The following is a 13048-nucleotide window of genomic DNA, read 5'->3' as shown; positions in this document are numbered from 1 at the left end:
CTACTGACAACCTACGAGGCCGCCGTATTCCCGTGCACGCGCCGGCCGCGCCTCGTCCGGGTTCCGTAAGGAAACAGGACCGGCCGGTTCAGGGCGTGATCGACGGTCGCGGGCGCAGGACGGCGTTGAGGGAGGTTGCCGCCGTCGCGTCGAACCCGGCCTGGCATGCGATTCCCAGCTGCTCCGCGACCTTGCGGATGTTGAGGTCGACCGCGGCCTCGGCGAGGGTGGCGAGTGCGTCGATCGCGGCGCGTGCCCGCAGTACGGCGGTGCTGACGAGGACGGCGCCGATGACGGAGGCCGGCCACCAGCCGGTGGAGACGGTGACGAGCAGGTAGGCCGTTCCCCAGGCGGCGAGCCGGCCGGCGTCCGCGTAGCCGTCCCGGACGCCCTGGATGTCCTTGCGGGCCTCGCTGTCGGCGACCGCCCAGATGTGCGGCCAGATCTCGGCGAGTTCGACGCCGTAGCGTTGCCGGATCCGACCGGCGGCGGTGGCCATGCGCTGGGCCGTCCAGGTCGGCCGGTCCGGTGGGCCGTCCGGGAAGAGCCGCTCCTGCTGCGCGAGCAGTCGGGCTTCGGTCGGACGACGGCGGTTCGGCATCGTCCCGTGAAGGTGATCGTGAACGCGCTGGTCACGAGCCTCCTGGACGGCGCGGGTGAGGGTGGTCCAGCGACGGATGCGCCGATGGGTGAGCACCGTGACGTACCAGTGCGGCCGGTCCGGGATCCAGGCCCGCTCGAAGGTCCGGCCCGCCGAGGCCGCAGCTGCCCCGGCGGCGGTTGCGAGGGCGGTCACGAGCAGCAGGGCGGTGAGGAGCTCGGCTGGCTGCTTGTCTGCCTGCGCGCCGGCGAACGCGTTCAGGTAGGTGCGGAGGTACCGGAGGTCCACCGCGTGTCGGAAGCCCGAGTGTCGCGCGATCACCAGGCACATGACGAAGAGCAGGCCGGGGCCGAGCAGCAGCGCGGCCCAGCGCTCGGCGGCCATCTTGGAGATTCCCAGGAGCAGTGTGGTCACGGTGTCACGGCAGGAGGGTCAGAGGGCGGTCGACCAGGGCGCAGCTGGCCGCGCTCTCCTCGGCGCGGGTGCACCAGCGGACCGGGCAGACCCGCAGGGGCGGTGCCGCACGAGGGGTCCGGGCTCCCGGCAGCGGGCTCCACGTCCGGTCCGGCCGGGTCAGACCGTGTACACCGACGCGGGTCGCCGCAGCGTCGAGCTGGTCGAGGAGGCCCGTCATCGTGTCCAACGGGCGGTCGTCCGAGGCCATCAGTTCGATCACCTGTCGGAGGAGGTCGTCTGCGCTGGCCGCCGTCAGCAGGTCGGCCAGTTGATCATTCCGGCCGTACACCCGGCAGAGCTTCTCCACCCGCTCGGCGAGTTCGGTCAGCGCGTCGTTCGAGCGTCGGCCCGTCGGGGTATCTGGCATATCTGGCATACCATCAGTTTAGGCTAAAGCAGCGGTAGTTGGTGCCTGCGGTGGGGACTGGGGGCGGTCGGATGCGTGACGAGTTGGCGGCGAAGGTCTTCGCGAGACTGGGCGCTGCCCGGGGCGGTTCGGGCCGGGAGATGCTGCTGTCGATGGACGCGTTGGCTGAGGTGGTGGCACTTCTGGGGCATCGCCGAAAGGGACAGTTCGATCTGCAGGCCATCGGGCTCTCCGCCGGAATGTTCCTGGAGCGCAGCCTGGTCGGACCTCCTGGACAGGACATGCTGGAGTTGGAGATCGCGGGCCAGTTGTTCGGACCGGTGTACGCCGTGGCACCGCAGCTCGTCCCCGAGCGGATGAGCCGCATCTACCGGGCCGGTAACGACCCCTTGGCGACCTTCTCCCGCCAGACCGGGTTCGTCACCGATCCCACAGTCTGGCTGGAGCTGCACGGCGGGCCGCTCCTGAGCTACGCCGACACGGGTGACCTCGCAGCCCTGAGGCTCGCCGTCGACATCCTGGAGCTGGCCCTCGTGGCTGCCACTCCGGACCATCCCGAGCTGACCAGGGTGCTCAAGCAACTCCTCGTCGTCCTGAGTGTCCTGCGCGCGGCAACTCACGAGCGCGACGTCTGCATGCGGGCTGTCGACGTGGGAAGCCTCGTGCACGTTCGGATGCGCCCCGAGGAGGCCGACCGTTCGCTGATGGACCACCACCATGACACGGCGATGTACGACTTGGCGGGGCGCGACAGGCTACGTGCGACGGCTTCGGGAGAGGTGGACCACCGCTTCGCCCTGATGAATGCGTTGATGCAGCTAGGCCTGCTGGTTGATGAGGTCCAGCCACTGCTCAAGGCACTCGACCTGTACGGAGACCTTCCGGAGGAGTTGAAGAGCCTGGCGGTCGGGCATCTGTCCGCCGTGCTGACGAGACTTCTGGCTTCCGGCCGGGACGAGCGGGCCGCCGCCGTGGCACGCTGCCACGACCTCCTGGCCTCGTCGCCGCAGCACCGCCCGACCGAAACCGCCGTGCTCCTGGTCCTCTGCGAGGCGGCACTGGAAGATGTGGCCGAGGAGAGTGACACCGACGGGCTCCGTCGGGCCGTCGGACTGAGCCGGCGCCTGCTGACCGTGGCGGAGGGCGGCGGCGCACAGACTCCGGCGAGGATCTACCTGGCGGCCGGGCTGGGCAAGCTCGCCCAGAAGACCCACGACCCGGAACCGGCGCGGGAGGCGGTCGCGCTGGCACGCACCGCTGTCGAGTCCATGGCGCAATCGGATCCGGCGAGGGCGGGACTCGTCAGGATCGCCCTTTCGGAGGCTCACCGGACCGTCTACGAGCTGACCGACGACCTGGAAGCACTGCACGAGGCGGTCCATGAGAGCAGGCTCGCGATCGAAGCCGTCAACGACGCCGATGGCGTGATCGCCGCGGGGGCCTACCTGAGCCATACGAAGGCCGTTCACTACGACGGCGGCCGCCGCCGGAGCCCGGAGTTGCTGGAGGAAGCACTCACCTCCCTCAAGCGGGCCAATGAGTTCCCGGACCTCCCGGGGGCGCAGCGAATGGCGATCCTGCATCTGCTGACCAGGGTTCTGGGCGACATCTTCCGCCGCTCCCCGCACCGGTCGGCGGCGATCGACGAGGCCGTCGAGTACGGCGAACAGGCGCGGGCGCTGGCGCCACCCGGCGGCCCTGAGGAGCCGATGGTGCTGTGTGAGCTGGCTCGTGTCCAGGTCCTGCGGGGCGTGGCCACGGGCGACGTCGAACGGCTCCAGGAGGCGATCGGACTCGCCGAGCAGGTGCTGGCCCGCGCCGCCGTCGCCATGCCCGGGACCCTGGTCGCCGCAGAACTGGAACGCGCCACGGCGCTGGGAAACCTGGCAGCGGTCACCAAGGACCCGAGCCATGCCCTGGAGGCGCGCGCCGGGTTCGACCGGGTGATCGCCTCGCCGTACGCCCGACTCGACGTCAGGACCACCGCAGCGGCGCTGCGCAGCCAACTGCTGGCGCAGACAACCGCCCGGACCTTGGACGATCTGGCGGAGATGATCGACCTCCGTCGGCTGAACGTCGCTTCCGGTCCGCTCCGGGTCGACCGTGAGAACGTCCTGCGCCGCTACCGCGGGTTCACCGGGCAGCTGATCGAGGCCGGGATCGCGGCCGAGGACCCGGTGCGGACGGTGGAGCTGATCGAGCGAAGCCGCGGCCTGCTGTCGCAGGACGTCATGACCGTCCACCCGGGTGCATCCGGGGCAGATCCGTCACAGACCGCCGAACTGCTGCAGCTGACCGCCGCGTTGCGGGCCCTCGATCTCCGCGACAGTGCGACAGGGACGAGTTCCCGGAGTCGCGAGTTGGAACGGGACATTGCGCAGGAACGGCGAAGGCTGATGGACCGCTGGCGGCACCTGCACGCCACGGCCGCACCGGACGCGCAGCACTCCCTCGCCGATGCGGCGGCACAGGGCCCGATCGCCCTGATCGCCACCGGCGACGAAAGGGGGTACGCCGTCCTGGTCACCTCCGACTCCGACCGGCCCGTCCGCATCCTCGAACTGCCCGAACTGGCCCACGGGCCGACGCAGGAACGGGTGCTGACCTTCCTGACGGCCCGGCGCTACGCGCTGACGGACACCTACACCCTCCGGGTCCGCCTCCAGGCACAGGCAGCGGTACGTGACACGTTGGAGTGGCTCTGGACGGCCGCCGCCGAGCCGATCCTCGCCGACCTCGGGCTGGAACCCGTGTCCCAGGGCGGCGACTGGCCGCGCATGTGGTGGTGCCCGCTCGGATTCCTGAGCCACCTGCCCTGGCACGCGGCCGGCAACGGGACCGCGGACGGCGTGCTCGACCGGGTGGTCTCCTCCTACACGACGAGTCTGCGCGCCCTGCACTTCGTACGGCAGAGGCCGGAGAGCACCGGCCCGAGCCGGACGGTGATCGTCGCGCAGGCGCAGGCCCCCGCTACCGTCGCGCTGCGCGGCGTCGACACGGAGGTCGCCGCGATCCGGCACTGGCTGCCCGACGCGAGCCTGCTGGCCGGGACCCAGGCGACGAAGCAGGCCTTCCTGGCGGCGCTGGAAGGCCACGCGAACGTCCACCTGGCCTGCCACGCGGTGACCGACATCCACTCACCGGGCATGAGTCGACTCCTGCTCGCCGACCACGAGCAGAACCCGCTGACGATGGCCGAGCTCGCCGCGCTCCAGCTGGCCGGCCGCGAGCTGGCGGTGTTGTCGGCCTGCAGTACCGCCGAGACCGGCTCGGACCTGACCGACGAAGGACTGCACCTGACGGGCGCCCTGCAACTCGCCGGATTCCGCCATGTCATCGGTGCGCTCTGGCCGGTCAGCGATGCGACGGCCGGGGAGATCTTCGACACCTTCTACTCCCACCTCACGGATGAGGGCGGTCGGGAACTCCGGGTCGAGACCTCCGCCCACGCGCTGCACCTCGCCGTCCGCCGATTGCGCGAGCATTGTCCCGTGACGCCGACGGTCTGGGCCTCGTTCGTGCACACCGGGGCGTGATCGGGGTGGGCGACTTCGACTTCGGATCACTCCCCGGGACGGCGTTCCCCGTCCTCGCGACCACCGCCTGGTTGGCGCCCGACCGCATTCCGGTCGAGCTGCTCCCGTCGACGCCGGATCGCGATGCGGACCTGGCAGCGCTCGTCAGGGCCGGGCTGGTGACGCGAGGTCCGGACGGCACCTGCTCCGTCGCGCCCTGGGTCCAGCAGAAATTCCGCCGATTTCTCGGTGAGCGGTGGCAGTTCACCGCGATCGCAGGCATCGCCGGATATCTCGGCGACCCCGGGGCTCCGGGCGCGACCGCGCGCTGCATCACACTCGCCCCGCACCTTTCCGCCTGGGTCGGCTACACGAGGGCCGAGGACCACGGTACGAACATCGTCCGTCTCATCGAACGGATGATCGACCTGCTGTTCGAAAGCGGGCTGTGGCGTGCCGCCTTGCCCCTGTGCGAGCGCGTCAACGAGGTGACCGAGCTGCGGTTCCCACCGGGCTCAACGGCCAGCCGGCTGAGCAGGAGCAGGCTCGCGCACGCCTGTCGCGAGGTGGGGCAGTACCAGCGTGCCACCCGGATCTGGGAGGGCCTCATCGCCGTCCAGGTGGAGATCAGCGGCGCCGGGCATCCGTTGGTGTCGGACCTGGAGACCGGGCTGGGCGAGACCCTCCTCGAGTCGGGTGACCACCGACGGGCAATGGAGGTCGTCGAACGGATCGTCGCCGACCGGACGGCGAGCCTGGGAGCAACGCACCGCGACACCCTGAGTACCCGGAACAACATCGGAGTTATCCACGAGTGGGCGGGTCGCCGGGACGAGGCCGCACGCGTGTGGGCAGCGCTTCTCCCGGAGTTCGAGTCGGCTCTGGGACCGGACGACCCCGACACCGTCCTGGTGAGGACGCGGTTGAAGAGCGCTCAGGGCGCTCAGGGCGGTCCGGCGATCGAACCGGAGGAGCCGGAGCAGGCCCGGTCGGTGGAGGAGCTCACCGGGAAGGTGGTCTTCGACGAGCTGGGTCGATGGCACGCGCTGCTGCTGGCCGACGAGGACCCGGAGGTGGACTCGGACGCGGTAGAACCGGAGGTCCGACAGCTGCTCGAACGTGGCGAGGCCGCCCTCGGCGCCGGCCATCCTGCCGTGGTCGCAACTCGACGGCTGCTGGCGATCGTCCACTTCCGGCAGGAACGGTGGGACGACGCGGTCGAGGCGGCCAGGGAGACGCTCGACGCAGCAGACCGGTACCTGGGCCGGTCCGACGACCGGACCAAGAAGTCGGTGGCCCTCCTCATGCAGGCGCTGGTCCTGGCCGGGCACTTCGACGCCCTCGAGCCCCTGCTGGAAGAGCGGCTCGAGGACGTGATCGAGCTCCTCGGCTTCGGCGATCCGCTGGTACGCGCACTCGCCGCTCGCCGGGCGTTGGACGACCTGAAGCAGCCGCGGCTGTGGTGACCGCGAGTACCTCCTCGCCGTGCATCGGGCCGAAGCTCGGACGGCCTGCATCGCGCGCACAGTGGCCGCCGACGGCATGAGACGGACGGGTGAGAGCTGCCCGGCTGACGCGTCGCAGCCGCTACCGGCGACGACCTTCCGTCCCCTGAAGCAAGGCGATCCCGAAGTCCCACTCGAGTGCTCGGTGGCGGGGGTTCCGCTTCGCCGTCTCGCCCTCGACCTCCAGCGGCGAGCCGGCGGGGTGGCGGCGAAGGCCACGACGAGGGGGAGCGCGAGGGCGGCCCGGGGGACCGCCTCGCCCGGGGTCACGTTCGGTGGATCCGTTCCGTCGTCGTCATGGGCGGGCCTCCGCCGCCAGTCCCAGTTCGAAGCGCAGGTAGCGGTCGACCGACCGGGCGAGGACCTCGTTGCCGTCGCTGGTGACGACGCGGTCCCACCATGCTCCGTAGATCCGCTCGAAGCGGTAGCCGGCGAGCATTTCTCCGGCGGCCCGGACTGCGTCGGGCCGCTCCGGGATGTGGTTGGCGTAGCTGTACATGATCGTGACCCAGCGGCGGTCCGGGCAGACGTTGACCACGTCGCCGCTGAACAGCGCACCCGCCCCGGAGCTCCAGTGCATCACCGTGCTGCCCGGGAAGTGGATGCCGGGGTTGATCAGCGTCAGGTCGTCGGTCAGCCGGTGGGTCCGTCCGCTCCAGAAGCGCAGGGCGGGGTCGGGGCGGCCGACCCACTGCCGGTCGGCCTCGTGCAGGTACACGGGAGCGTCGAAGGTGTGGGCCCACTCGACCATGGCGGAGTAGAAGTGCGGGTGGCTGATGACGATCGCGTCGATCCCGCCGGCCTGCTCCACTTCGCGGATCACCGCGTCGTCGAGGTAGGGCACGCAGTCCCACAGCACGTTGCCGGCGGCCGTGCGCAGCAGCAGGGCCCGCTGGCCGATGGCGAAGGCGGGGGTGCAACCGATGCCGAGCACGTCCGGGCCCTGCTCCTCGAAGCGCATCTCGTGGCCCTCGCCCCGCAGTTCGGCGAGGCTGGTCCACCGCTGGCCGTCTGCCCCGACGTACTGGCGTTCGTCCAGGCAGACCGGGCAGTCGGGACGGGCGGCGGCGTACTGGGTGCCGCAGGTGCGGCAGATCGGCAGGGCGGATCCGGTGAGGTCAGGCACGGTCGCCTCCGGTCAGTTCGGTGAGGACGTACGGGCGGCTGGGCCGCCAGCCCAGCTCGGTGACGGCGCGGGACCCGGCGACGACCTGGTTCAGCGCCAGGGCCTCGGCGAACGGGGTGCCCACGGCCTCGGCGGCCTGCTCCGGCGGCCAGGGCTCGGCCCGGCCGGTGCCACCTGCGGCGATGTCGGCGGCGGCGGCGAGCGCCGCGACCGGCACCGCCTCGTGGGCCACGCCGTGCAGGACGCTTCCCGGCTCGGCCCCGGTCAGGGCCAGCACGAACAGCTCGGCGAGGTCGTCCACGTGCACCATCGGCCAGCGGGTGGCCGGCGAGCCGACGTACCGGCCGCTGCCGTGCTCCTTCGCCCAGCCGGTCATCAGACCGGGGATGCCGCCGCCGTGGCCGTACACGATGCCGGGCCGCAGCACCACGGCGCGCACGTCCTCGGCCGCGCTCGCCAGCACGCGCTGCTCGATGCGCGGGCGGTAGCCGACGATGGTGATCGCGTCCGTGGCGGCGTCCTCGCCGACGGCGGTGTCGCCGGTGGCGCCGAGCACCCAGACACCGCTGGTGTACACGAACGCCCGCCCGGTGCCGCGCAACCCCTCGGTCAGCGCGCCCACGGCCGCCGCGTCCACCGTCTCCTCGCCGGTCGGCGTCGCGAGGTTCAGCACGGCGTCGATGTCGTCGGTGACGGCGGCCCGCAGCGAGGCGGGGTCGCGCAGATCGCCCACGCGCGACGCCGCGTCAGGACCGAGCCGCTCGGCGTCCTTGACGAAATGGACCACCTGATGGCCGTCGGCCACCAGCCGCCGCACCACGGCGGATCCGATGTAGCCGGTGGAACCCAGCACGAGTACCTTCACGTCTGTTCCTCTTCGATTGCTCGACGACAAGGGGTGACAACAAAGGGGTGGGCGGGCGCGAAGCAGCGCGGCGGCCACCGTCGACCGTCGGTGCGGGTTCCCGTCAGGCCGGGCCGGTGATCGCGTGTTCCGCGGCGCGGCTGACGTGTTCCCACGCCGCCCAGGTGGCCGCCCGGGTGCGCGCGATGTCGAAGGCCAGGTCGTAGACCATGCTGCCCAGGAGGAGGCGCAGCGGCGGCTCGTCGCTGTCGACCAGCTGGAGCAGCGCGGCTGCGGCGAGCTTCGGGTCGCTGTCGACCGAGCCTTCGGCGAACTGCCTGGCCAGCTCCTCCCGGAGGGGGGCGTACGCCTCGAGGGGACGCGTGCTGCGCATCGCGGTGTAGAGGTCGGTCCAGTAGCCGCCGGGCTGGATGATGCTCACCTTGACACCGAAGCCGGCCGCTTCCAGGGCGAGGGCTTCGCTGAGGCCTTCCAGGGCGAACTTGCCGGCGCTGTAGAGGCCGGTACTGGGAAAGCCGGCCAGGGCGGCGATGCTGGAGACCTGCACGAGATGGCCGGAGCTCTGTGCGCGCAGCACGGGCATGACGGCCTGGCTCACCCAGAGCGCGCCGAAGAAGTTGACGTCCAGGTGGGCGCGCGCCTCGGCTTCGGTGAACTCCTCGACCATGCCCATCGAGAGCATTCCGGCGTTGTTGACGACGATGTCGAGCCGTCCGAAGTGGCCGACCGCCTCGGCGACGGCGGCGAACACGGCGTCCCGGTCGGTCACGTCCAGCGTCAGGGGCAGGACCCGGCCGGGCTGGGCACTCGCGAGCTCGTCCAGCGCGGTCGTGGTGCGGGCGGCGGCCACGATGCGGTCGCCCGCCGTCAGCGCCGCCTCGGCGAAGGCGCGGCCGAGGCCGCGGCTGGCGCCGGTGATGAACCAGACGCGGCTCGTGGATCCGGCTGTGGTGCTCATGTGCGGTGCTCCTGTCCGGGGGAGATCGTGGGGACGGGGGTGGCCGGGAGGGTTCGGCCCGCTGCTCGGCCCCGGCGGGCGCTGCGGACGGCCAGGGCGGTGAGGAGGGTGAAGAGGGCCCCGGTGGTCAGGACACCGTCCGTGCTGAGCTCGGTGGCGACGATCCCTCCGAGGAGGGCCCCGAGGGCGATGGCCAGGTTGTAGACCGAGGTGTTCAGGGCGGTGGCGGCCTCCGCCGAGTCGGGCGCCGCCTTGAGGATCCACGTCTGGACGGCGACCGGCACACCGCCGAAGGCCATTCCCCAGCCCAGGAGCAGCAGGGTTCCGCCGACCGGGGTGCGGCCGGCGAGGGGGAAGACCGCGAGGATCGCGGTGAGCAGGGCGCTGATGGTGACGACGGTCGTGCGGACGTTCCGCTCGGCGGCCGCACCGGCGAGGAAGTTGCCGAGGATGCCTGCGACGCCGAAGCCGAGCAGGAGCGGGCCGATCGCGCCCTCGCCGATCCCCGAGACGGTCCGCAGGATCGGGCTGACGAAGGTGAAGGCGGCGAAGTGGCCGCCGACCAGGAGGAACGTGGCGATGACGCCGGCGCGTACCACGGGGTGGCGGAACTGCTGCGGCAGCGTGCGCAGCTGAACGACCTGGTGGGCAGGCATCGGGGGCAGCAGGAGGAGCAGGCCGGCCAGTACGAGGAGGCCCAGTGCGCCCGCGGCCACGAACGCGGTGCGCCAGTCCGCGAGACCGCCGATCAGCGTCCCGGCCGGTACGCCGAGGACGTTGGCCGCCGTGGCGCCGCCGAAGACCACCGAGACGGCCCGGGGGACGGAACGCTCCGGTACCAGCCGCACGGCGAGGCCGGCGGCGAGCGACCAGAACCCGCCGATGCTGATCCCGACGAGCAGGCGCGCGCCCAGCAGGACGGTGAAGTCGGGTGCCACGGCCGACAGACCGTTGGCCAGGACCATCAGGGTGATCAGGCCGATCAGCGCTGTCCGCCGGTCGAGCCGTCCGATCGCCACCGGAAGCAGCGGCGCCGTGACGGAGGCGACCAGGCCGGGGACGGTGACCATCAGGCCTGCGGTGCCCTCGGAGACGTGGAGAGCTCCTCCGATGAACGGGAGCAGACCCACCGGCAGGGACTCGACGGTCACCAGGGCGAACGTCCCGACCGCCATGGTGACGACGGCGAGCCAGCTCCTCAGGGGCACCCGATCGCTGCCTGGCGTGGTGGATGGTTTCCGGGCGTCGACGACGGTCATGGCACTCCGGTCCGTTGGGGATTCGGGGATCGGTCTTGCTGACGATCCTTCAGGCAGAGGCCACGGCCATCAACGCCCAAGATCAGTAGGATCCGATAAATCAGGCTTATGACGGGGGTCGGCGGCACATGGAGATACGCGAGATCGAGGTCTTTCTGACACTGGCGGAGGAGTTGCACTTCGGCCGGGCGGCCGCCCGGCTGCACCTCACCCAGGCACGGGTCAGTCAGGTGATCGGCCGTCAGGAGCGCCAGCTCGGCGGCCTGCTGTTCGACCGCTCCAACCGCCGCCGGATCCGCCTGACCCCGCTCGGCAGTCAGCTGCGCGCGGATCTGGGGCCGGTCCACGCGCAACTTCGGGACAGCCTCGAACGGGCCCGGTTGACCGCCCGCGGCAGGACCGCGCGCCTGCGGGTCGGCATGATGCCCTTCAACGTTCCCAACCTGCACCGCTACTGGGAGGCGTTCCGGTCCCGCCACCCCGAGTGGGAGCTGCAGGTGCGCAGGGCACCGTACGTCGAGCCGTTCGCCAGGCTCCGCGACGGCGACATGGACGTCTTCGTCACCTGGCTGCCGGTGGACGAGCCCGATGTCACCGTCGGCCCGGTCCTCTTCCACGACCCCCGGGTGCTGGCCGTTGCCGCGGACCACGAGCTCGCCGGACGCGACGCCGTTCCGCACGAGGCCCTCGCCGACTTCGCCCACGCCATGCCCCCCGCCATGCCCGACTACTGGGAGGACGGCTACCTGGGGTTCCACACGCCCCGGGGCAGAACCATCGAACGCGTCGAGGAGGTCACCAACGCGGACGAGCTGATCCACCTCGTCATCACCGGCGAGATCGTCCACCCCTTCCCCTCGCACGTCACCCGGTACTGGTCCATGTCCCACGTGCGCTTCCTCCCCATTCCCGAGATGGGGACGATTCCGTACGCCCTGGTGTGGCGCCGCGACGCCGAGAGCGAGCCGGTCCGGGCCCTCGCCCGGACCGTCCGCGAGCTCGGTGCCCTGCACTTCTGAGCTCCCGGATCCAGGTCGACCAGGTGGCTGCTCGGCACGGGCACCGGGCAGATCCGGGCGGCGGACGGCCGGGCCGGGCGCTTCGCACCGCCGTTCCCGCCGCGGGCGCCCGGCTACGGCGGCACCGCCCGGGGCTTGGCGCCGGCGCGGGTCCGGGCCCCGGCTGCCCGCCGGCCACTACGACGCCGCGCTCTCCGGCCGGCCCGCATGTTCAAGGACGCGGGCGGCATCCCGGCGTACGGCGCCCAGCTCTGCGGGTGGGGCGCCGGCTGCGGCGTCGACCCGGAGAACCCGGAGCACCGCTGAGCCCAGCGGTGGGCGCAGCGGTGGGCGTCCCGGCGTCGGCCGGTGGGGTCACAGCGGCAGGTCGACGGTCAGGGGCCGGTGGTCCGAGATCGGTGTCCTGGGCGCGCGTACCGCTTCCGGCCGGTGCGGGCCTGGTCCGGCCGCGAGGATGTGGTCGAGCTGCACCCGTGGGCGGTGCGCGGGGAAGGTGGGGATCCGGGCCAGGTTGCGCCAGCCCGGCCGGGGCGGCGGGGAGCACAGGCTGGCTGCGCCGAGGGTCGCCGCCGGGAGCGCGCCGGCAAGGTTGAGGTCGCCCAGCAGGATGTGCGGCTGCGGCAGGTCGGCGATCCAGCTGTGTACGGCGAGCAGTTGGCGGACGTTCCAGCCCGGGACGAAGGACAGGTGCAGCGCCACCGCCGTGAACGGGCCGCGCCTGCCCTCCAGGACGGCGGCCAGTGCGGCGCGCGGATGGTCGCGGATCACCCTGAGCCCCGCCCCGCCGCCCACCGGCAGCGGCAGGGCGACCGGGGGCGCGGCGAACCTGCGGGCCCGCCAGCCCAGGACCGGCAGCCGGGACAGCAGCGCGATGCCGTGCGAGGGCGCCTCCCCGTCGTGCCCCGTGCCGGGCGGGCCGTACACCCGCAGCCCCGGCTCGGAGCGGTCGGGTTCCCATCGGCGGCCCGGCCTGGCCCGGGCGTGGAACGCGGTGGCGTAGCGCCAGTCGGCGGCGCCGGTCGCCTCGGCGACCGCCCGCGCCTGGTCGACCCGGCCGGACCGCTCCTGGTGGCGGTCGAGTTCCTGCAGCGCCAGCACGTCGGCGTCGAGGGCGGCGACGGCGTCGACGAGCGGCCGCACGGAGGGGGTGTCCGGGTACGTGGTGCGTACCGGTCGGCCGCTGTCGAGGAGTTCGCGCCCGTGCAGGACGTTGAAGGTCGCGAGGCGCACCACTGCGGAGCCGGTCACGGTCCGACCGTACAACAGCGGTGCCGGAGCAGTGTCCTGACGGGAGCTGCGGTGGCCGGGCGGGCGGGCGGGGGCCGGCCAGGGTGCGGCCGGCCCACACCCTGGACGGTCCGGGAAGGTGGCTGAAGT

Annotated in this window: 10 protein-coding genes; 3 read left to right on the top strand and 7 right to left on the bottom strand. The window is 72.1% G+C overall.

What is annotated here, in order from left to right:
• Positions 1-88: 88 nt before the first annotated feature.
• Positions 89-1015: a hypothetical protein gene (locus AC2TEW_RS26075; protein WP_484625790.1), complete on the bottom strand. Its 927-nt coding sequence runs from the start codon at positions 1013-1015 to the stop codon at positions 89-91.
• A gap of 4 nt (positions 1016-1019) precedes the next feature.
• Positions 1020-1433: a hypothetical protein gene (locus AC2TEW_RS26070; protein ID WP_484625789.1), complete on the bottom strand. Its 414-nt coding sequence runs from the start codon at positions 1431-1433 to the stop codon at positions 1020-1022.
• A 62-nt stretch (positions 1434-1495) separates the two neighbouring features.
• Between AC2TEW_RS26070 and AC2TEW_RS26065 the strand changes: the two genes are divergently transcribed.
• Both AC2TEW_RS26065 and AC2TEW_RS26060 read left to right on the top strand, forming a co-directional pair.
• The gene (locus AC2TEW_RS26065) at positions 1496-4960 is read left to right on the top strand and encodes a CHAT domain-containing protein (RefSeq protein WP_484625788.1); all 3465 of its coding nucleotides are present in this window, start codon (positions 1496-1498) and stop codon (positions 4958-4960) included.
• Positions 4961-4965: 5 nt separating this feature from the next.
• Positions 4966-6405: a tetratricopeptide repeat protein gene (locus AC2TEW_RS26060; RefSeq protein WP_484625787.1), complete on the top strand. Its 1440-nt coding sequence runs from the start codon at positions 4966-4968 to the stop codon at positions 6403-6405.
• A gap of 334 nt (positions 6406-6739) precedes the next feature.
• Here AC2TEW_RS26060 and AC2TEW_RS26055 read toward each other — a convergent pair whose 3' ends face one another.
• The 4 genes from AC2TEW_RS26055 to AC2TEW_RS26040 all read right to left on the bottom strand — a co-directional run bounded on the left by AC2TEW_RS26055 (position 6740) and on the right by AC2TEW_RS26040 (position 10601).
• Positions 6740-7570 (bottom strand): MBL fold metallo-hydrolase, encoded by an 831-nt coding sequence (locus AC2TEW_RS26055; protein WP_484625786.1) that lies wholly within the window; start codon positions 7568-7570, stop codon positions 6740-6742.
• Positions 7563-8435, bottom strand: a complete 873-nt coding sequence (locus AC2TEW_RS26050; protein ID WP_484625785.1) for an NAD-dependent epimerase/dehydratase family protein — start codon at positions 8433-8435, stop codon at positions 7563-7565. Before AC2TEW_RS26050 ends, AC2TEW_RS26055 begins: the two co-directional genes overlap by 8 nt.
• A 103-nt stretch (positions 8436-8538) precedes the next feature.
• The gene (locus AC2TEW_RS26045; RefSeq protein ID WP_484625784.1) at positions 8539-9393 is read right to left on the bottom strand and encodes an SDR family NAD(P)-dependent oxidoreductase; all 855 of its coding nucleotides are present in this window, start codon (positions 9391-9393) and stop codon (positions 8539-8541) included.
• Positions 9390-10601 (bottom strand): MFS transporter, encoded by a 1212-nt coding sequence (locus AC2TEW_RS26040; RefSeq protein WP_484625783.1) that lies wholly within the window; start codon positions 10599-10601, stop codon positions 9390-9392. The genes AC2TEW_RS26045 and AC2TEW_RS26040 overlap by 4 nt, the downstream gene beginning before the upstream one ends.
• Before the next feature lie 179 nt (positions 10602-10780).
• On the opposite strand from AC2TEW_RS26040, the gene AC2TEW_RS26035 reads away from it, so the two are divergent.
• Complete coding sequence (locus AC2TEW_RS26035; RefSeq protein WP_484625782.1) at positions 10781-11671, top strand: LysR family transcriptional regulator; 891 nt, start codon at positions 10781-10783, stop codon at positions 11669-11671.
• A gap of 354 nt (positions 11672-12025) precedes the next feature.
• Here AC2TEW_RS26035 and AC2TEW_RS26030 read toward each other — a convergent pair whose 3' ends face one another.
• Complete coding sequence (locus tag AC2TEW_RS26030) at positions 12026-12919, bottom strand: endonuclease/exonuclease/phosphatase family protein (RefSeq protein ID WP_484625781.1); 894 nt, start codon at positions 12917-12919, stop codon at positions 12026-12028.
• Positions 12920-13048 lie beyond the last annotated feature (129 nt).

It is taken from the genome of Kitasatospora sp. NEAU-CNBT7, assembly GCF_057220535.1.
The sequence above is the reverse complement of the archived record's forward strand: the minus strand, read 5'-3'. Positions and strand labels throughout refer to the sequence as shown.

What these genes read in the sequence shown, in the direction of transcription:
- AC2TEW_RS26070 (WP_484625789.1), bottom strand. Translation starts at nt 1,433, where the DNA reads ATGCCAGATATGCCAGATACCCCGACGGGCCGACGCTCGAACGACGCG.
- AC2TEW_RS26065 (WP_484625788.1), top strand. Translation starts at nt 1,496, where the DNA reads ATGCGTGACGAGTTGGCGGCGAAGGTCTTCGCGAGACTGGGCGCTGCC.
- AC2TEW_RS26045 (WP_484625784.1), bottom strand. Translation starts at nt 9,393, where the DNA reads ATGAGCACCACAGCCGGATCCACGAGCCGCGTCTGGTTCATCACCGGC.
- AC2TEW_RS26035 (WP_484625782.1), top strand. Translation starts at nt 10,781, where the DNA reads ATGGAGATACGCGAGATCGAGGTCTTTCTGACACTGGCGGAGGAGTTG.